Annotated in this window: 3 protein-coding genes; all 3 read left to right on the forward strand. The window is 67.5% G+C overall.

The window, feature by feature from the left end:
- Window position 1 precedes the first annotated feature (1 nt).
- The 3 genes from ACNSTU_RS15810 to ACNSTU_RS15820 all read left to right on the forward strand — a co-directional run bounded on the left by ACNSTU_RS15810 (window position 2) and on the right by ACNSTU_RS15820 (window position 22050).
- The gene (locus ACNSTU_RS15810) at window positions 2–703 is read left to right on the forward strand and encodes a response regulator (RefSeq protein WP_418212638.1); all 702 of its coding nucleotides are present in this window, start codon (window positions 2–4) and stop codon (window positions 701–703) included.
- Window positions 704–910: 207 nt separating this feature from the next.
- Window positions 911–20377: a leukotoxin LktA family filamentous adhesin gene (locus ACNSTU_RS15815; protein WP_418212639.1), complete on the forward strand. Its 19467-nt coding sequence runs from the start codon at window positions 911–913 to the stop codon at window positions 20375–20377.
- A gap of 11 nt (window positions 20378–20388) precedes the next feature.
- Complete coding sequence (locus ACNSTU_RS15820; RefSeq protein WP_418212640.1) at window positions 20389–22050, forward strand: ShlB/FhaC/HecB family hemolysin secretion/activation protein; 1662 nt, start codon at window positions 20389–20391, stop codon at window positions 22048–22050.
- The last annotated feature ends 20 nt before the right edge of the window (window positions 22051–22070 follow it).

A 22070-nucleotide genomic window follows, 5' to 3' on the forward strand; every position in this document is an offset into this window, starting at 1 on the left:
GTTGCAGCACTACGACACCGTGATCGTGGTCGACGATGCCCGCGAGAACCGCGAGCTGATCGCAAGTTACCTGGAGCGGGAGGGATACCGCGCCTTACGCGCCGCGGACGGGCGGGAATACCGGGAACTGCTCGCCAACGAAGCACCGGCCCTGGTACTGCTGGACATCGGACTCCCGGACGTAGACGGCCTGACCCTGGCCCTCGAGACGCGGGAGCGCTCCGACGCCGGCATCATCTTCGTCACCGTGCGGGATAGCCAGTTCGACCGCGTCGCGGCGCTGGAACTCGGTGGCGACGACTACCTCACCAAGCCGGTTGACCTGCGGGAGCTGCTTGCGCGGGTGCGCAGCGTGTTGCGGCGACGCCAGAGTGCGAATGGCCACGGCAGCGCGCCGATTCTGCAGTTCGCTGGCTACCGGCTGGATCTGATTCGACGCACGCTGGTCGATGCCGACGGCGAACCAGTGCAGCTCACCACCGGTGAGTTCAGCCTTCTGGCGGCATTGCTTGATGCCGGTGGCGAACCGGTCAGCCGTGACACGCTGCTCGGCGTCATCAGCAACCGCGACGTCGAGGACGTCAGCGAGCGCACCGTCGACACGCTGGTGCGACGGCTGCGGCGCAAGACCGAACAGAACCCCGCCCGCCCCCGGTGGATCGAGACGGTCCACGGTGTCGGCTACCGGATCAACCGCCATTGACGATCCGGTGGTGCCATCCCGGCAGCATGTGAATGGCCGTTAACATCGCGTCAACCCCTGTCTCTTGGATGCCCCCCATCGGCGGCATAGAGTCTGCGCAACCATAAAAAAGCCCGGAGCGGCCCCTGGCGGTTGCGGGCCGTGAACATCGGGTGCGCAGCAATGCAGAAAACGACGCGTTCCGCCAGGACGGCGGCTCGGACCGGTATGCCGGCCTTTTCCTTCGACCGGCCCACTGCCGCAGTCCTCGCCGCCATGGGCACATGCGGCTATCTCACCACCGCCACCGCCGACGAGCTGCAGACCAACCTGGAGACCGACGGACGCACCGACACCACCGTTGAGGTCGACGGTGATCGCAGCTCCGTCACCACCGGGACCACCCGCGGCGACAGCGCGTTCAACTCCTTCAAGCACTTCCGGGTCGCCAAGGGTGACACGGTCGACCTGCACCTTCCCGAGAGCACCAGCAATCTCATTAACCTGGTGCATGACTCCAAGGCGGTCATTGATGGCACCGTCAACAGCCTGATCGCCGACGCCATCGGCGGCCATGTGGTGTTTGCCGATCCGCACGGCATCGTGGTCGGTGCATCGGGCACCCTTAACGTGGGCAGCCTGCTGCTGACCACGCCGACCCAGTCGTTCATGGACGACCTCATCGACCCGGACGGCGCTATCGACGACGACGCCGTCCAGCGTCTCATGGACGGCGAGGCGCCCCAGGACCGTTTTGCGGAAATCCTGGTGGAAGGGCGGGTCAACAGCAGCGCCGACATCCGTATGGAAGGCGTGAACATCGAAGTCTCCGGTGAGCTGCACGCGGCAACCGCCGAAGCGCAACAGGAGCTGTTCGAAGCCAGCGTCAACACCAGCGGGCTCCAGGAGGCGGATTTCGCCTCCGCTGACGGTGGCGATATCGTCATCGGTGCCCGTGACGACCAGGGCACGGATACCAGCGTTGAGATCTCCGGTGACGTTCACGCCGACGGCGATGTGGAGGTCAGCGCCGCCACCACCCACGAGCTGTTCTTCGGGTTGGCCAGTGGCAGCAGCGACGTGATTGTCTCCGGCACCATCACTGGTGATGACATCAGCCTCGAGGCCCGCACTGCGACCATTGTCGACCTGGAAACCCGGGCCGATGAACTCACTTCGGACGTCATCGACGATGGCACTGAGGTGGTCGAGGATTTCATGGAGACGCTGGAGAATCAGCGTCCGGAAGACATCCTTCTGGGGGGCGCGCTTGAGCTCTTCGGCTCGGCTGGCGTCACCGAGGGCGACGCCAGCGTCGAGGTCGCCGACGGCGCCTCGCTGCATGCCGGGGGGGATGTGGATATCGACGCCCATGCCACCCGCAAGGTGAACCGCCCCCGCACACCCAGTGGCGGCGAACAGCTCGGCTTCGGTATCGCTGCTGGAGTGCAGATCGGCGAGACCAACGCCATCGTGCGCGAGGGGGCGGAAATCGAGGCCGAGGGTGATCTGGCCGTGCGCGCGGAAAGCGAAAACACGGTGCTGAACGCCGCCGAGCCAAAACCCGCCAAGGACGCACAGAATGCCGTGCTGGCCGGTATCGCGGTCACCTATGCCGATGTCAGCACCAATGCCGTCATCGAAGAGGGCGCCGAGGTCAGCGCGCGCGATGTCGCAGTGGAAGCCGATAACGCCAACAACTTCACCACCACGTCCAAGGTGGAAGTGGATGGCAAAGAGGGTGTCGCTGGTGTGACCTTTGCGCTGTCGCTGGTGGATACCGAGGCCAACGCCGAACTCGGCGCGGATCTCGACGACGCGCGGGATGTCACCGTTACAGCGACTACCGAATCCGAGGCCAACGCCACCACGGCCAACAGCAAGATCAAGAGCGGCAAGAAGAGCACCTGGGACAAGATCAAGAAGAAAGTCAGCGACGACGCCAAGGGCAAGGTGAAAGACAAGGCTGGCTCACTGGGCATGAAGCTCGCCTCCAAGATTCCCGGTCTCGGTGACAAGCTCACAACCTCCAAGAACGACGGCGATGCCACGAAGAACAAGGAAAAATCGGAGAGCCTCGCCAGCAAGATCGCGGACAAGTTCCGGCTGAGCGGTGCGCTCTCCGTTGCCACCACCAGCCAGACCAGCGAGGCCGCCATTGCCGATGGCACGGAAATCCGCGCCGACGGTGACGTCACCGTGCTTGCGCGGGTGGAAGACGCGGGCATTCGCAATAGCGCTCAGAGTGCCGTGTCCGCGAACACCAAGAAGGGCAGCTCGGACTTCACGACCAGCGCCGGGGTGAGCTGGGCGGATCATCGCCACGATGCCACCGCCACCGTAGGCGACGACGCGGTCATCCGCGCGAATCGGCTGGGCGTGGGTAGCGACATCGAGATCCCGATTAACATCGGCGATGAACTGGAGACCGTGCTCGACGCCGAGGACGTCTTCACCAGCTTCGACTCCTTTGCCGACTTCACTGACATTCTGCAGTGGTTCAAAGCGGTGTACGACACGGGCGAGGATATCCCCGGCAATATCTTCACCAGCACCGCCAACAGCACCGGCACGGCCGAGGACGTGGGGCTCGCCGGCTCCGTGAACGTCTTTAATGCGGACCAGAACAGCACCGCCTGGGTTGGCGACAATGCCGATGTGCGCGTCGATGCCGCCGACGAAAGCTGGACTACCGACCTGGGTGACGACGAGCAATGGGACTGGGCCGGTCCGCTGTCTGTGGACGCGCGGACCAGCATCACCAGCATCAATGTCTCGGGCAATCTCAGCCTGGGGTGGAAGGGCTTTCTCAAGGGCAGTGTCGGCACTAGTGATGGCGACAAGGAAGATGGTGTTGCGCTAGGGGGTGCCTTCCAGTGGACGCAGTACACCGGCGATACCATCGCCGGTATCGGCGATGGCGCCGTTATTGAGGCCGAAGGCGTTGACGTTGATGCCGAAGCCTTCCACCAGATCGTTGCAATCGCCCCCACGGCGGGCAAGGCTGACGACGCTGCTCTGAACGGCACCTTCGCCATTTCACGCATGGATACAGGCACCCGCGCGTCGGTGGCGTCCTCTGCTGACGTGACTGCGGATCGCCTGCGTGTGAACGCTGATGAAGAAGTCTCGGTATGGACCGTGGCCGGGGCGGTCGCCGCCAGTGAGAACGTCGGCATCGGCGCCGGTGTTGCGGTCAATGACCTGAGCACCGAAAGCCTCGCGTACATCGGCGACAACCGCCTCGACAGCCCGTTCCTCGACGACCCCGACAGCCTCAACGGCGCCGGCACCCCGGTAGGCGGGGTATTGCAGGTGAATCACCTCGACGTTGGTGCGCTCACCATGGGCCAGGCGGGCACCTTCGCCGTGGCCGGTGCGGCGGCCGTGGATAGCGACGATGACGACGAGGACAGCGACAACCCGAGCCTGATGAAGCGTGGCAAGGACTCGATCAAAGCGCAGACCGGCAAACTGCGCAACAAGGCCGGCGACCTGGCATCGAAGATCCCGCTGCTGGACTCCGCCACCGACGAGATCCGCGGCAAGCAGGAAGGCAACAAAGAAACCCCCGAAGAGGGCAACGAAGTCAGTGGTGGTCAATCGGCGCCATCCAAGGACAACTCCAGCACCGCGGGCAATCAGAGCGAGGGCGCGAGCCCGGATATCGCCGCCTCAGGAAGTATCGGGGTCAATCTCTCCCGCCAGGAGACACGCGCCGACGTGGGCGATGTCACCATTGAAGCCAGGGACGAGGACACTGCCGTTGACACTAACATTGAGGCCGTAAACGACACGCTGATGCTGGGTACGGCAGGCGCCGGGTCGCTGGTCAAGGCCGGTGGCGAGGATTCCTCGTTCCAAACGGCGCTCGCCGGTGCCGTCTCCGTGAACGTGCTGCAGAATGACACCGCCGCCACCCTCGACAACGTCACACTGAACGACGCCGGTGACACCCGCGTCGAGGCCATGAGCGCCGGCGACCAGGTCTCTCTGGGCCTCGGGCTCGCCATGAACCTCTCCGGGGATGACACCTCGGACGTGAGTTTCACCGGTGCCGGCTCAGCCTCCGTGAACTGGACGGCCAACAGCACCGAGGCCGATGTACGCGACAGCAGCATCATGCAAGCCGGTGGCGACGACAATGACGCCGCCATGGGCGTGCTCGCCTACGACCGCACCCGCATCGCCACCGGCGGCGGCGCCCTGGTCGCCGGCGGTGACGCTGGCGTAGGCGCCGCCTTCACCCTGTCCAATATCGGCAACACCACCGATGCCACGCTGGCCGGGAGCGATGTGGACATGGGCGCGCTCGCCGTGCGCGGGCTGACCCGCAACCGGATCCTTGCCGCAGGCGCCGTGGGCACGTTCTCCGATCAGGACGACTCCGTCACGCTCGCCGGGACGCTGGTATTCAATCTGGTCAACAATACGGTTGATGCGTCCATCGAGAGCAGCGACAACTACCGCAGCACCGTCAACACCGATGGCGAAGTGCGTGTCACCGCCGCCGACCTCGACGAGGACGTGGAAGAGGGGCTGAGCCACCTCAACGACATCAATGGCAGCCCTGACGAGAGCGATATCAATTTCGCCCTGGATGATCTCGACGTGGAGATTCCCGACGGCAGCGATGCCGACGAGGACGACGACAACTTCGACCCGAACCACGAGTACGAACTGCCGCAGAACGCCGCGGAAGTGGCCAGCAGCGGCAGCGCCATCGTCGGCGTCGCCGGTACGCTGCAGGCTGGCCAAGCCAATAACGTCGGTGCCTCCATCGCCGTCAACACCATCAGCAATGAGCACACCGCCCGCATCGACGACGCCGTCGTGGAGGCGGGAGGTGACGTCAGCGTGGACGCCCGGGATACCGGGGTAATCCTGGGTGCGAGCATCGGCGCCGCTGTCACCTCCGGTGACTACGCCGGTATGGGGTCGCTGAGCGGCAATATCCTCTCCGGGACCGCCGAAGCCCGTGTGGAAGGGGGCGTGCGTGACGATGAGCACGACGCCGTGATTCGCGCCAACGACATGACTGTCAACGGTGTGAGCAGTGGCAACATCCTCTCCTTCGCCGGCAACATCTCCGGCTCCGCCAAGGGCGCGGCTGGCGCCGCCGCAGCCATTAATCACACCGGTGGGCTTGGCGACGACGACCAGGTGACCGATGCCCTGGCCGCGCAGACCGTGGGCCGCGTGGCCGATGCCGACGTGGAACTCACCGGTGACGCCGCCATTCGCGGCGCCCGGCAGGGGCGGATTCTGTCCGCGTCCATCAGTGGTGAAGGTGCAGGCAAGGTGTCCCTGGGCGGTTCCCTGAACCTCAACACCCACGTGGACCGGACTCGCGCCGAATTGCTGGATTCCGACTTTCGCGCCGACAACCTCGCCGTGGAAGTGGGCGACGACCGTCTCAACGCCGGTGAGATCTTCGCTGGCTCGGGCCAGTTCGGCGGCGCCGGCAAGGCTGCCATCGGCGGCTCGTTCACCATCAGCACCATCGAGTCCCAGCGCGACGCCCTGGTGCGCGACAGTGCCATCACCGTGGACGACGACGCCCGCGTGGGCTCCGTCTACGACGCCGACATCATCAACATGGCCGTGGGTGGCGGTGGCGCCGGCACCGTGGCGGTGGGCGGCTCCCTGGTGACCGCCACCATCGCCGGCCACAGCCGCTCGGTTATCGAGGGCGGCAGCATCACCGCCGGCGGGCTGGAGGTCAGCGCCGCGGGCGACAGCCTGCGCATCATCTCCGCCGCCGGCAACGCGCAGGGGGCCGGCACGGCGGCGGTGGGCGGCGCTTCCACGGTCAACACCTTTGCCACCGACCGGGAGGCGCGGCTGGACGACGTCAACGCCACAGTGACCGAGGGTATCGACGTTCTTGCCGGGGCGGATACTGAAATCAACACCGGCGCGGGCGCCGGCGGCGGCGCCGGCACCGCCGCCGTGCTGGGCTCGGCCACCATCAACACCGTGGTTGGCAGCGAAACCGCCGAGATCATCGGCGACAGCGACATCACCTCCACCGGGGGCGACCTCTCCGTGCGCGCCGACGACGGTGAGCGCATTATCCGCGGCATCTCCGGCAACGTCGGTGGCGCCGGTACGGCGGCAGTGGGTGGCGCCAACGTCACCAACACCATCTCCGGTGTTCGGGAAGCGCTGATCATGGGCGGCTCCCTGAACATCTCCGAGACCATCAACCTGGCCTCCGGCGGCACCGCGACCATCGAGTCCATCTCGGCTTCCGCCGCCGGTGCCGGTACCGCCGCGGTGACCGGGTCGTTGGCGGCGTCCACCATCGATGGCGCCGAGGACGTCATCCTCCAGGACGCCTCGGTGATTGCCGGCGACGTCAAACTGAGCAACAAGGGCGACATGACCATCCGCACCGCGTCCGGCAATGCCAGTTTTGCCGGTAGCGCGGCGGTGGGCGGCGCATCCAGCGTCAACGTCATGCTGAACCGGCGCCAGGCGCTGGTGACCGATAGTGATCTGACCCTCGGTGGCGACCTGGACGTGCTTACCGCGAACAACGGCAGCATCGAAACACTCGCTGCCAGCGGCGGTGCCGCCGGCAGCGCGGCCGTGGGCGGTGCTTTGTCGGTCAATGTGCTGGAGTCCGAGCTCAGCGCCGGCCTGCGCGCCTCCGACGTCAACGCCGGCCTGTCCGACTGGGACACCGCGCGGAATATCACTGTGCAGGCCCAGGAGAACGGCAGCATCGACGCCGTCACCGGTCAGGCTCAGGTGGCGGAGTCCGCCGCCGTTGGCGGTACCGGTGCGGTGAATTATCTGGGCAACAGCGTGGACGCCTTCGTGGAAGGCGGCGGCGATGCGACCTACAGGGGCACCAACCTGCTCGTGGACGCCCAGAGCAATGCCGCCATCCAGACCGTGGCAGTGGGCGCTTCGGGCGCCAATCGCGCTGCTCTGGCCGGCTCGGCCGCGGTGAACGTGATGCAGACCGAAACCACCGCGCGCATCGGCCGCAACAGCGAAAGCAGCGACGAGTCCGGCGATCCCGACGTCGAGGCCCGCAACAACGTCGGTGTCACCGCGAACAGCAATGACATCGTGCGCGTTGCCGCCGGCGCCGCCTCCTTCGCCACCCAGGGTGGGGCCGGCAGTGCCGGCGCCATTGTCAATATGGTCAACAGCCGCACCCATGCGGGTATCGACGGCAGCGGCACGCGGGTCAACGCCCTGGCGCTGGATCCGGACGACGTCCTGGAAGTGAGCGCCGGGAACCTGCAGGGCGATCCGCAGATCGGCCCCGGTGATGACGAAGACCTGGCCGACAACCCGGACGGCTTCTTCGACGTTGAAGAGAGAAAGGACGAGGACGGCAAGAAGAAGGAGTTCTCCACGTTCGACGGGCTGGACGACCTGGTGTTCAATCCCGCCGAGGACCTAGCCGAGGAGACGGAGGAGGTCACCGGCCTGGCCGTGCGGTCCAGTTCGACGCAGCAGGTGGGCACGGTGTCGTCGGCTCTGGCCGCCGCCATCCCGGACATCTCCACCTTCGGCATTGCCGGGTTCGCCGGCTCCGTGCTGGCAGGCACGAACGTCGTGGACGGGCACACCAGCGCCGTGGTGGATGGCGCCACGATCAACGACAACGCCGCCGGCAATCGCTCCGCGCAGGATGTCAGCATCGGCGCCTCCAGCCACAGCCTCACCGTCGACTACGCGCTCGCCGGTTCCGCCTCCACCTTCGCCGGGGCCGGGGTGTTGGGCGCCTCCGTCATCTCTCGCGACACCGAAGCGGGCCTCTATAACGCCGACGTGGGTAACGCCAACGATCTGGATGTGTTCGCCAACGCCACGCAGCAGGGCACCAGCGTCTCCCTGGCGGCAGGCTTCGGTGCCTTCGGCGCCGGCGGCACGTTCGCTGCCGTCACCCTGCTCGGGGACACCAGTGCCGGCATCAGCGACTCCACTGCGGACGTCAACGCGGTCAACGTGGACGCCCGCAACGACCGCGCCGTGAATCTGCACTCCGGCGCCATCTCTCTTGGTGTTGCCGCGGTGAGCGGCTCGTTCACCTTCAGCCTGGTGGATGGCTCCGCGGACGCCTTCATCGAGGGCGACGGCGACGGCAGTACCGCCATCGACACCAACGGTGGTGACGTGCGCGTCAACGCCGAGACCGACACCACGCTGTTCAACAACGTCCTTGGCGCCGGTGCCGGCGCCGCCGCCATTGCCGGTTCGGCCGCGCTCAACATCGTGACCAACGACACCAGCGCCCGGGTTCAGGGCGCGGAGCTGGGCGAGGGCAGTGCCATTGGTGCGCTGGACATCGGCGCCACCGAGACGGTTGCGGCCAGCACCATCGCCGGATCCGCCTCGGCCGGCGTGATTGCGGGTGCGGGCGCCGCCAACGTGCTGGTGATGCAGGGTGATCTGACCGCTGAGCTGGCCGATTCCGACGTCACCGCCAACGGCGACGTGGATGTGGACGCCCGGCGCGGCGTGCGGGCACGCCAGATGGCGGCGGCCGGCGCCATGGGCGACACCGCGCTCACCGGCGGCCTGGCGCTGGCCGTTCTTGGCAGCGGCAACACCGTCTACGTGGACGAGGACGGCGACGAATACGATCCGGGTGACGACCTGGACTCTGGTGACGACGGCACCCTGAGCCTGTTCGACGACGTCCTCGCTGCCGATACCCTGGCGTCGGACAGCGACAACGAAGAGGGCCACGACGCCAGTCATCGCTTCGAGTTCGATCTCACCGACGCGGAAACCGGCGATACCGAGCGGGTCGATCTGTTCGGCGACGTGGCGGGCGAGGGCGATATCCTGGATGAGTCCGAGCAGGATGAGCTGCGGAGTCAGACCAACCAGAGCGCCAGCGACTACCTGGATAACGACGGCGGCCATCAGACCACGGCCCGAATCCGCGGCAGTCAAGTCAACGCCGGCGGTGATGTCACCGTCTCGGCCGATGAGCGCCTGCACATGGAGCAGTTCACCGGTGCCGTGGGCCTCGGCAACACCGCGGCGGTTGGCGGCGCGGCCGGCATGGCCTTCTCCTGGGCGAACGTGGGCGCGAGCATCGACACCCAGTCCACCGTCGACGCAGACGGTGCGGTGGACGTTGACGCCAATACCGGCGCATTCGACAACGAAGACGACAGCGTCGAACAGCAGGTGCTCACCGGCCAGGGCGCCGTGGGGCTCGGGCTGGGCGCCGCCGTGGCCGTGGCTGAGATGAACAACCAGGTCGCCGCGCAGCTCAACGGTGACGTCACCGCCGCCGGTGCGATCGACGTCACTGCCAGCGACCTGGCCAGCCTGGACGTACAGGCCGATGGTTACACCATCGGCGGCGCCGGCGCCGCCGGTATCGTCATCGGCTACGCCGGCCGCAACACCGACGTGATCGCCTCGGTGGGCAACGGCGTCACCCTGGATGCCGGCGCGGTGAACATCGACGCCCTCACTGGCGGTGGTGTGAGCGTGGAAGGCACGGCCGCCGCGGGCGGCATCTTAGGCTCCGGTGCCGGCGTGGGCATTGGAGCTCAGGATCAGTCCTCGGTGTCCGCGCGCGTGGGTGCCGGCGCTGATCTCGCCGCGGACGGCGACATTACCGTGGACGCCGTCTCCGACACAGCCGTGTTCGCGGAAGCGCTCGGTGTGGCCGTCTCCGGCGGCGTCGGCATTGGTGCCTCCGTGGCCACGGCGCTGCTCGAGGCCGATGTCACCAGCGAAATCGACGACGACGCCAGTGTTGCGACCGATGACTCCCTGGGCGTCACCGCGCGGCTGGGTGCCGCACGGGACGACCGCTCCGACGCGCCCAACGTGCGCGCGAAGTCCACGGCCGCGGGGGGCGGTGTCATTGCCGGGGCCAACGCCACGGTTGCCAACGTCTCCACCGACGCTGACGTCACCGCGCGAATCGGTGATGACGTGATTCTCCCCGATGGTGACGTCTCCATTCAGGCCCTGCGCTCCAGCGCTCAGGAAGTGCTCGCCACCGGCGTCAGCGCCGGCATTGTTGCCGCCGGCGCCAACCTCGCGTTCGCGGAATCCGGCGGTGCCACCGTGGCCGAGCTGGGCCGTGATGCGCGCACCGAAGACGAGCGGGCTGGCGACATCAGCGTGCGCGCCGACGGGCAGGACGTGAACATCACCGACGTGCTCGCGGGCAGCGGTGGCGTGGCAGCGGCCCAGGCCGCCACCAGCGAGATCACCACCGGCACGACCACCCGCGCGACCCTTGGCGGCAACGGCGCCGACCAGCAACGGGTGCTGTCCGCCGGCGATGTGCAGGTGCTGGCACAGCACGAGGACCGGTTCGCCGCCTCGGTGGATGCCTTCCAGGCCGCCGTGGCCGGCATGAGTGGCGCGTCCGCGCACACCCGCCTTGGTTCCTCCGTGGAGGCCGGGCTGGCCGACGGCGTGCAGATCTACGCCAACGACGTGAGCCTGGATGCCCACAACGCCATCGAACAGATTGGTGATGGCAACAGCGTGCAGGCCGGCTCCGGCGGCGTCGCCTCGGGCTCGGCCGTGTTCCACGAGCTCTCCATTGCCGGCAGCAACGGCAGTGGCCGCAGCGAGAGCCGCGTGCGGGTTGGCGACGACGTGGCGGTGCTTGCAGAGGTCAACGGCGACGACGGCCGCGGCCAGATCGAACTGAACGCGCGCAACACCGTGAACATCCGCGACGACGTCCTGCTCGACACCGGCGGCGGCATCAGTGGTGCCATGGCGGATACCGAGCTGGAAGGCGCCATGGCCGCCGACGTCACCATCGGCGACGACACCGCATGGCATGCCGATGACCGCATCGAGGCGGCCGCGTGGGGCCGTTACGTCACGCGCATGCGCTCCCAGGCCAAGACCTACGGCGGTGTCAGCATCGTCGGCGGCGTCGCCGACGTGGATCTCAGCCTGGACGAGTCCATCACCCTCGGCAGCGACACCACCATGAGCTCCTTCGGGGTGATCAACCTGACCACCGGGGAAAGCCCCCAGGGCCGGCAGGACAGCCGCTTCGAGCTGAACTCGCGCACCAACGTCTACAACTACAATGCGGTTCCCCTGGACACCAGCGCCAACGCGTCAGCCACTCTGAACCACACCGGTGACGTCTCCGTGGGCACCGGCAGCGACCTGCTCAGCGCCCGCGACGTGCGCTTCGCGGCCTACGACGGCGTGCGCCGCGTTACCGCCTCGGGCCGGGCCCACAACCCCTACCTGGACGCCCTGAGCGTGGTCAGCGGCAACTCCAGCACCGACGTGAACGGCAGCACCGGTGTCACCCTATCCGGTGACGTTGAGGCCGGCTACCTCGCCGAGCGCATCATCGAGATCACTGAAGATGGCGACGTCATCGCCAGTGACGATGGCCTGCTGTTCGGCGAAGAGCGACTGACGCCCTCGGAGGATCTCTTCGAACCCGGAGAGGACGCCTACGAGCTGGCCAGCGACGAAGAGACCGACGCGATCTTTATCATGCCCATCTTCGCCGCGGCGGGCAGCGTGTTCGTCCACGGTGACACCGTCGACGTGAACGGCAGCGCCGACCTCACCGCCCGCGGTGGCGCGGAAGTACGTGTCAGCAACGCCTCCGAGAAGAGCATCGTCATCGAGGGCATCGAAATCGCCGATCGCACCGGTGGCGAGGTCCGTGCCACGGGGCGCGGCAGCCTGGATGGGCTGAACGGTCTCAGCACCAACTCCATCAGTGCAGGCGCCGAGCCCCAGGTCCTCCTGGACAACTCCTTCGACAACTCGGCGCCGGGCGCCGGCGACGCCGCTCCGGACATCATTGTCGTCGGGGAGATCTCGAACCCGCTCGGGCGTTTCCGGATCGACAACGCCTCGGGTGATTACATCCAGGGGGCGAACGTGCTGGCGCGGGAGATCAGCGCCGACATTCCGCAGGGGTCATTCATCGTCTCGCAGCTGGATGACAGCTGGCAGTCACACGGTTCGCCCACCGCCATCTGGCGCGCGCAGGAGAATCTGCCCACCAATGCAGAGAGCGCCGTCCATCTGCTGGCCAATACGCTGCACGACATCAGTCCCGACAACTCCGAGCTGCGCAGTGTGAGAGGGACCTACGGCGCCGGTCGTTCAATCCATTTCTTCAACCTCAGCAACGACTACAACCCCAACGAGTACGACGAGGACGAAGCCCGCGACAACCACTTCAGCGACGGCAATTTCCAGCTCCTGCATGACGGTGGCAGGTACCTGCACGTACAGCGGGTCAACTCGAGAGTCACGAGTCGCAGCCAGAATGATGACGTGGCGAACGCCGACGCCGACCCGGTTGCCCAGGGTGGCTCCATCTTCGTCGAGGCCGACACCATCGACGTGAACGGCCGCCTGATCAGCGGCCAGCAGCAGGACCAGCTCGGCATCCACCTGACGGAAGACAACGTGGACATTCTCCGCCGTCTGCGGCCCGACGAATTCGGCCGCCTCTTGGACGGCAACATTGTCGAGGTCGGTGGTGAAGACGAGCTGGGCGGCGTGGAGTCGCCCGACGGCCGTACGCCGATTCTCGCCCAGTACGATGTCAACCGGGACGAGATCAACCTCTACAACGTCTCCCAGCCCAGCGGCGCCAACGTGGTGCTTCGCGGGCGCATCATGAGTACCAGCACCCACGGCGCGATTGAAGTGAACAACGGCTACCTGGACGTGGACATCCGCAACGACTCGGACGCGGACCTGGTGCTTAACAACATCGACACCGGCGACGGCCAGGTTGCCAACATCCGCATCGAGGACAAGCAGCAGGATCTCACCACCTGGTACCGCTACGAACTCGGCGGCGACGTGGAGATGCGCAGCACCGACGGCATCAGCACCGACTGGGACAGCGCCGACGTGGTGGCCATCGGTGCCCGGGACGACGACTGGGGTTACGAGCCGGAAGAGGGCCTGCGCTACGAGTGGACGCGGGAAGCACGGCTTGAGCGCGAGAGAACCACCGGGTCGGGTTGGTGGGAAAACGGCGTGACCAACTGGAATTTCGTCGACGGCAACGGCGACACCGTGCAGGACAACCCGTGGGAGCTCGCCTCGGAAGGCCTCACCACCGGCAACAGCAGCAGCGAGCCGCGGTTCACCCAGGAGATCAGCGGCAGCCGGATGAGTTATCAGAACATCAACGTCTCCCACGGGCGCGACTACGGTCAGGGCACGGACAGCGACGATGATCCGCAGAACTGGCAGTACCGCGTCGTGCTGGGCGGCACGATTACGTCCACCAGCAGCGTCAGCGCCGACAACCCCATCGGCGTCCAGTTCTCCGGCAACGAGGCCGGGCGCATCAACGTGGACTCCGGCGGCGACGTGCGGTTCGCGGGCGACCTGCGCAACATCAGTGGCGATACCAACGTCGATGCCGGTGGGGCAATCTCCCAGGCTGACGGCGCCTCCATTCGCACCCGCGATCTGAGCCTGATCGCCGATGGTGACATCGGCTCCGAGGCCCGCAGCATCAACGCTACCCTGGAAGGCGGCGGCACCGTCGACATGGCCTCGGAGAACGGCCACATCCGTGCCAGCCTGCAGGGCGCCGATGTCGAGCTGGAAGGGCTGCATGCCGGCGACGGGCGCGATGTGGAGCTCAGCGCCGCCGGCGACATCGTCGCGGCCGACGGCGTGGGCGACGACACGGTGGTCAGCGGCCGCTCCGTCTGGCTGGAGAGCACCAGCGGCAGCGTCGGCGAGGCCGACCAGCCCCTGGCCGTGCAGCTCGAAGGTGCCACGCCCACGGCGCTGCCGGATGAGCGGGGCCAGCTCGATATCACCGCCGGTGGCGACGTCCACCTGCTCTCCGATGAAGGCAACCTCTTCATCGGCCAGATTGAAGCCAGCGGCGACGTCACCCTTGAAGCGGACGGCATCTACAACGCCTCGGCCGACGACCAGACCGCCAGCGTCGACAGCGACGAACTGGCCGAGCTCTGGGAGTCCATCGGCCTCATCGGCGACGGCACGGATGAGTCCGCAGACCGCACCGTGCGCGCCTACGAGAACAAGGTCGAGCGCTGGTACAACGACTACTTCCAGCTCGCCCAGCTCGCCGGCGGCAGCGACGACCTGGACAACCTGGAGCTGGACGCCGCCGCCCGCGACCTGCTGCGCCAGCGCGCCAGCGAGTTCTGGCTCACCCAGCAGGACGCCGTCACCAACGAGCGCGTGGCCTATAGCGACGCACAGAAAGCCGTGATCGAACAGCGTGCCTCCGAGGCGGCCGGCGGCGGCATCACCGATGGTGGCGTGGACGCCTACGCGGCCTTCCGCATGGCCGACATCCGGGAACGGATGGGCGATGTGGACGGCGTCGACGCCGACAGCCTGCTGGGTGACGATTTCCAGGGCGGCTGGGCCTACAGCGCCACCGACGCCGAGCGCGATCACCTCACCGAAGGCGCAGACGGCTGGTCCGAGCAGCGGCTGCGCAACGCCATCAGCGCCTCGGCGCTAGAATCCGCCCCAGAGGTCAGTCTGCGCGACGACCCCAACATCACCGGGCGCTCCGTGGATCTGGTTGCCCACGAGCAGATCGGCCAGGACGTGGAGAGCCGCCGCATCGACCTGGATGGCGACTTCACCGACGCCGAACGGGCGCTGCTCATCACCGCCGGCCCGGGGGATGTAACGGAAATTCGCGGCGCCGACGGCACCATCGAAGCGTTGGACGTGCGCCGCCGGGACCTCGTCCAGGTGGATGCCCTGGAGGTCTTCGACGCCGTCTCGCTGGGCAACGTCTATGTGGGTGGCGACGGCGAGCTTCGTGTCGGCCGCGTGCGATCCTACACCGACGACATCCGCCTCCTCACCACCGGCGGCCTGTTCGGAGACGGCGGCTCCGATAGCCTGTACGCCGGTGGCGACGTCTTTCTCAGCGCCGGCTCCGGCTCCATCGCCGGCGACACCGGCGGTGCCCTGAGTGTGGACGTCCGCCAGGGCGCCGTCAGGCTGGCATCCGCCGGCGGCGACGTCGCGCTGGCCGACAGCTCCGGCCAGGGCCTGACCATCGGCCAGATCACGGCCGGCGACCAGACCAGCCTGGCCACCGACGGCGACCTCACTGCCGTGGACAATGCCAGCGACGGCGCCGACGAATTCGACATTAGCACGGGCTCCCTGGATCTCGACGTCTCCGGCGACGTGGATGGCGGCGGCCGTGCGCTGCGCGTGCAGCTGAGCGACAGCGGCACGCTCACCGGCGACATCGGCGATGACGCCGGCATCAGCGCCACCAGCGGCGGCATCCGGTTCGGTGAGCTGGCGGTCGGCGGCGGCCTCAGTGCCGATGCGACATCCGGCCGCGTGCGCTTCACCGACGTCGTCACCGCCAACGGCGGCGCCGACGTCACCGCCAATGGCGAGCTGACGTTCGCGGAGGCCGGCGCCCTGAGCGCCGCGTCCGGCGACATCAACCTGCTGGGCGCCGCCCTCACCATGGACAGCGGCTCCGTCATCGATGCCGACGGCGCGGTGACCCTCGTGACTCCGGGCGACATGGTGATCGGCGAGGTCCTCGGCTCAGGCGGCGGTGTCACGGCTCACGGCATCATGGCCGATGCCGGAGGCAGCATCCGTGCCGCGGCCGACGGCAGCCGCCTGCGCTCCGACGACGCCACGGTCGCCCTGCAGGCGGGTGATGGCATCGGCACCGTCGATCAGGCCGTGCGAGTGGACGCCGAGCGCACCGAGGCTGTCTCCGATAACGGCGACATCCAACTGCAACTGCTTCGCCCCGGCGAGGGTGGCGAAGTGGAAGCCACCAACGGCGCCGCCCGGCTGACAGACGCGGGCGCCGGCATGCAGCTTGACGCCGTCACTGCCGTAGACGGCATCCACGTGAATGCCGGCGACGATGCCAGGCTCGGCGTGGTGACCTCCAGCGACGCCGGAATCGAGGCGGACGTCAACGGCAGCCTCGATTCAACCCGGCTCGATACGGCCGGCAACGCCATTCTGAACGCGCAGACCCTCAGTCTCGACGAAGGCGTGGTGGGTGGTGAGCTTCGCACCACCACCACGGGTGACCAGCACTACGGCACCGTGGACACCGGAGGCCGGGCGGCGATCACCACCACCGATACCGGTGACGTGACCTACACCGAGCTCACCGGCGACGACCGGCTGGACATGGACGTTGCGGGCACAGTCACCGCCAGTATTGTCGACCCCGACGCGGATGTGACCCGCGGCGCGTTGGCGTTCCGCGATGCCGTGACCATCAGCGCCGGCGGCGATACGGCGATGGGTGCCATCAGCAGTGCCCGCGCCGATGTTGCGGTCACCGCCGACGGCCACGCGGCCATGGAGCGGGTCCGCGCCGAGCAGGGCGCCCTGGACGTGCTGGGCAACGGCGCCTACGTGAGCGACGCCGCCGTGCGGGACCGCCTGCGGATCGACACCACCGCGGATCCCGCTGATACCGAGCCGCGGGACATGGATACCTGGGCCGACCAGGACGGCGCCACCATCAGCTTTGGTCAGCTCGCTAGCGACTCGGACAGCGTGCACGTGTTCTCGGGCTGGGATGTCAACGGCGGCTCGGCCACGGCGGAGGAGGATGTAATCCTCCTCGGGCGGGACGTGAACTTCGATGCCGTGAAAACCCGCAGCCGCGACGTGGAACTACAGGCCGTAGAGGACGTCACCGGCCAGCGTGTCGTCTCCTACCGGGACATTATCGTCGCCGCCGGCGGCACCCTCTCGCTGGATTCCACCGACTACGGCGGCGAACTCTCCCTGCAGGCCGGGCGCAACATCTTCGTGCGCGTAGGCGGCGACCTGGATCTGGAGCGGATCGAAGCGGGCAACAACGCCGAGCTGTTCGCCGGCGGCTTCATCGACCTGATCTCCGTGGACGCCGGCGGCGAAGTGGTGCTCGAGGCGGACGAGTTCGTCAACGTCGAAGAGCACATCGATGCCGGCGGCAGCGTGCGGACCCGCGCGGGTACCACGCAGACAATCGGTGATGACGTCACCGCCGGGGGCACGGTCGACGGAGCGTCGGGTGGCCGCATGGCCTTCAATGGCGACATCAGCGCCGGCAGTGGGGTGACTCTCGACGCTGGCGGCAATGCGGTGCTGGGCAACATCAGCAGTGCCGGTGCGGATGTGAAGATCACCGCCGACGGGCACGCGGGCATGGAGCAGGTGCGTGCGCATCAAGGTGCCCTGGACGTGCTGGCGGACGGTGTCTTTGTGGGTGACGCTGCGGTGCGTGACCGTTTGCGCATCGATACCACCACGGACCCGGCCGACACCGGATCTGGGGACTCGGACACCTGGGCCGATCGGGACGGCGCCACCATCGGCTTTGGCGAGCTTGTCAGCGAGGCCGACAGCTTGCACGTGTTCTCGGGCTGGGATCTCAACGGCGGCTTGGCCGAGGCGGAAGAAGACGTGGTCCTCCTTGGGCGGGACGTGGATTTCGACACGGTTGAAAGCCGGAGCCGGGAAGTGGACCTTCAGGCGGTGAAGGGCGTCACGGGGCAGCACGTCGTCTCGAACCGGGATACAAGCATCGCTGGCGATTTCATTGACCTGATTTCGGTGGACTCTGGTGGTCGTGTCGACGGGGAGTCGCGCGAGGACACGTTATTCCGTGGCGACATCACCGCCGGCGCCGGGGTTGCTCTGGATGCGGGCGGTGCGCTGGAAGGCCGGGACATCACCGCCGGCGATCACAGCCACCTGCAGGCCGGCGACACCCTGGACATGCGCGCCATCACCGTGGCCGGCGACCTGCTGGCCGTTAGCGTTGGTGATCAGGTGTACGGCACTGCGGACGTTGCCGGCCAGATGACGCTGACCACTACAGGAACCGGCGATATCACCTACGGTGGATTGAGTGGTGGTGAGTGGCTGGACCTGGACGCTGCCGGCACGGTGACTGCCAGTGAGATCGACCCCGATGCCCCGATCAGCCGTGGTGGCGTTGAGTTTGAGGATACGGTCACAATTCAGGCGGGTGACGACGCGGTGCTGGGTAGCGTGATCAGTAGCGCTGCGGACGTCTATGTCACCGCCGACGGACACGCGGGCATGGAGCAGGTGCGTGCGCATCAAGGTGTCCTGGACGTGCTGGCGGACGGTGTCTTTGTGGGGGACGCTGCGGTGCGTGACCGTTTGCGCATCGATACCACCACGGACCCGGCCGACACCGGACCGGGGGACTCGGACACCTGGGCCGATCGGGACGGCGCCACCATCGGCTTTGGCGAACTTGTCAGCGAGGCCGACAGCGTGCACGTGTTCTCGGGCTGGGATCTCAACGGCGGCTCGGCCGAGGCGCAAGAAGACGTGGTCCTCCTTGGGCGGGACGTGGATTTCGACACGGTTGAAAGCCGGAGCCGGGAAGTGGACCTTCAGGCGGTGAAGGGCGTCACGGGGCAGCACGTCGTCTCGAACCGGGATACAAGCATCGCTGGCGATTTCATTGACCTGATTTCGGTGGACTCTGGTGGTCGTGTCGACGGGGAGTCGCGCGAGGACACGTTATTCCGTGGCGACATCACCGCCGGCGCCGGGGTTGCTCTGGATGCGGGCGGTGCGCTGGAAGGCCGGGACATCACCGCCGGCGATCACAGCCACCTGCAGGCCGGCGACACCCTGGACATGCGCGCCATCACCGTGGCCGGCGACGTCGGCCTGGACGCCCTCGACGACATCCATGTGGTGAGCGTGGTCTCGGACGGTGACCAGCGCATCGACGGTCGCGGCGCCCTGGGCTTCGAGGCCCTGGACGCGGGCGGCGACATCGACGCCCGGGCGGCGGACGACGTCACCGGCGAGCGCGCCACTGCCAGCGACGCTCTGATGCTGGTCGCCGGCGCACCGAACCCGTCCGGCGACCTGGCCGAACGAGACGTGCGCGTTGACCGCATGCAGGCCCATACGGCCGACCTCCGCGCCGGCCACGACCTCCGCGCCAACGACGGCGGGGCGATCCGCATGGATGTCGCAGCCGAGGCCTGGTTCACCGGCCGCGACATCCTTGCCTACATCACCCAGAGCGGCGCGGATCTCATGGCCTTTGAAGTCATCGGCGCCAATGGCGCTCTGGCTCGGGACGTGGCCCTGACCATCGACGGCGATGTCGGCCTCATCGGCGACCAGTTCCGCGCAGAGCGTGCCGAGGTGCGCACCACCAGCCGGCACCTGGAGTTTGAGCAGGGGCGCATCGGCGAGATGTTCGTTCTCGAAACCGCGGACGTGGACCTCATGATGAACAACACCTCGCCGGGGATTCAGCCGGTTGACGTGCAGCTCTACGAGCCGGACAACGACTTCCGCCTCATCGCCAGTGGCCCCTGGGCCTTCAGCGATGCCTACGTGAGCTACTTCCGCCCCGGTTTCGCCGTGACCTCGCCCAACCTTACCGGTAACCGGGTGGTCGGGCGCGACGTGGATGGCCGCAGCATCGAGAGCGACTCCAACCGCGGCGTCCGTCGCACGCTTGGCTCCGCTCTTCCCGAGGCGGGCATTCGCACCGGCATGACGTCCACGGTGGCCGTGGCGGACGCAATCGAGACGGACGAAGAGGGTGTGATCGCCATCAACTTTGGCACCGAGGGCGCCGTCTCCGAGGACAGCGGCGTCAGCGATGACGACGACACCGCCGACATCCTGCCGCTGGGCCTGGATCTCACGCGGGCGGACCAGGCACGGGGCGGCAACTGATGGGGGCATGGATGGCAAAGGCGCGGCGGCTGCCGCTGCGCCGGGCGGTGCTGCCCGGCGTATTCGTCGCCACACTCGGTGCCGTGGCACCGGCTCACGGGCAGCAGGGCGCCGGTGCACCCGATGCGGGGTTTCTGCAGGAGGGGCTGCAGCAGGAGCTGGACCGGCGCGAAGAACGGCGGCGCGAGCGGGAGCGCCCCGACGACGAGCCCGTCATCACCGGCGCCGACCCCAGCGGAGAGGGCGACCTGCCGGAGACCGACGACCTCTTCGTACTGGAGGCCATCGAGTTCTCCGACTCCCTGTTCATCCCGCCAGAGCGGCTCCAGCGCATCGCCGACAGCTACACCGACAGGCTGGTGAATTTTGCCGCGCTCAACCGCATGATCGGCTGGATCAACAACATCTACGCCACCGAGGGCATCGTCACCGCGCGGGCCATCATTCCGCCCCAGCGCATCGAGGATGGCGTGCTGCGCGTGGAGCTCGTGGAAGGGCGCGTGGGCGAGGTGGAGACGGCCGGACAGCAGCGCGTGAGCGAGTCTTACGTGCGCGACCGCATCGCCCCGCTGGAGCGTGGCGAGGTGGTGGACGTGGTCGCCCTGCGGGAGTCCATCACCCGGCTCAACCGCACCGAAGACATCCGCGCGGGTGCCTCCCTGCGCGCCGGCCAGGAGGCGGGCGAGACCGACATCCTGCTCCAGGTGCAGGAGCCGCCGCGCTACACCGCACAGGCATTCGCTGATAACCACGGCTCTGAGACCACCGGCGAACGCCGCGCAGGAGTCAACCTGGGTATGTTCAGCCCCCTCGGCTTCGGCGACCGGCTCAGCATCCTGGCGCTCCAGTCCGAGGGTGCCGAGAACGCCTCCGTGGCCTACCAGGTGCCTGTGAACCGCCACGGCGGCCGCGTGGAAGTGCGCCATACCCGGGGCGAAATCGAGATCATCGAGGGGCCGTTCAGCGAGCTGGACGTGGAAGGCGACTCCACCATGACCCAGCTCACCTTCGACCAGCCCCTGCTGCGCACCGACGCCCTGTGGCGGGATCTCTCCCTGCGGGCCAGCCGCAGCGAGTCTGAGACCACCATCGAAGGCCAGCCGCTGAGCGAGTTCACCACCGACCGCGTCGCGGCCGCTTTGCGGTTTACCGGGTTTCTGCCGAGCAGCCAGTGGACCATGCGCCACGGCGCCAAATATGCGCAGATCGAAGACATCGACGGCGGTGAGCGCAGCTACTGGTTTCTCGACGGTGCCGCCAGCCTGAATGCCGTGGCGCAGGGAGACACCCTGTTCACCCTGCGTGGCGCCTGGCAGTGGAGCCGTGACGACGCCGTGCCGTCGCCGCTGCTGTTCCAGGTGGGCGGGCCCAACAGCGTGCGCGGCTACGCCGAGGGCGCGCTCGCCGGCGCCCGTGGCTACTACGTCAACACCGAGGCGCGCTACCTGGGCTTCCAGCGGCTCGCGCCCTATGCCTTTGTCGATCACGGCTACATCAACGACACCAGCCCCAACCGCGAGGCCGCCTTCAGCGGCGGGTTCGGCATCGGCTGGCAGGGGCCGTCGTGGCTGAGTGCCGAGATCGCCGTGGGGGTGCCCATGCGCAACGTCGAGGCCGACCAGGATTCCTACCGCATCGAAGCCACCATCTCCGCCAGCTGGGCGGGTGGCTGAGAATCACCCGAAATCATCGA

Origin of the sequence: Aquisalimonas sp. APHAB1-3, from assembly GCF_048323695.1 — a bacterium.
Lineage (GTDB): Bacteria > Pseudomonadota > Gammaproteobacteria > Nitrococcales > Aquisalimonadaceae > Aquisalimonas.

Bases quoted from the DNA above. Each gene is read 5' to 3' on its own strand.
- ACNSTU_RS15820 (WP_418212640.1), top strand. From the start codon at position 20,389: ATGGCAAAGGCGCGGCGGCTGCCGCTGCGCCGGGCGGTGCTGCCCGGC.
- ACNSTU_RS15815 (WP_418212639.1), top strand. From the start codon at position 911: ATGCCGGCCTTTTCCTTCGACCGGCCCACTGCCGCAGTCCTCGCCGCC.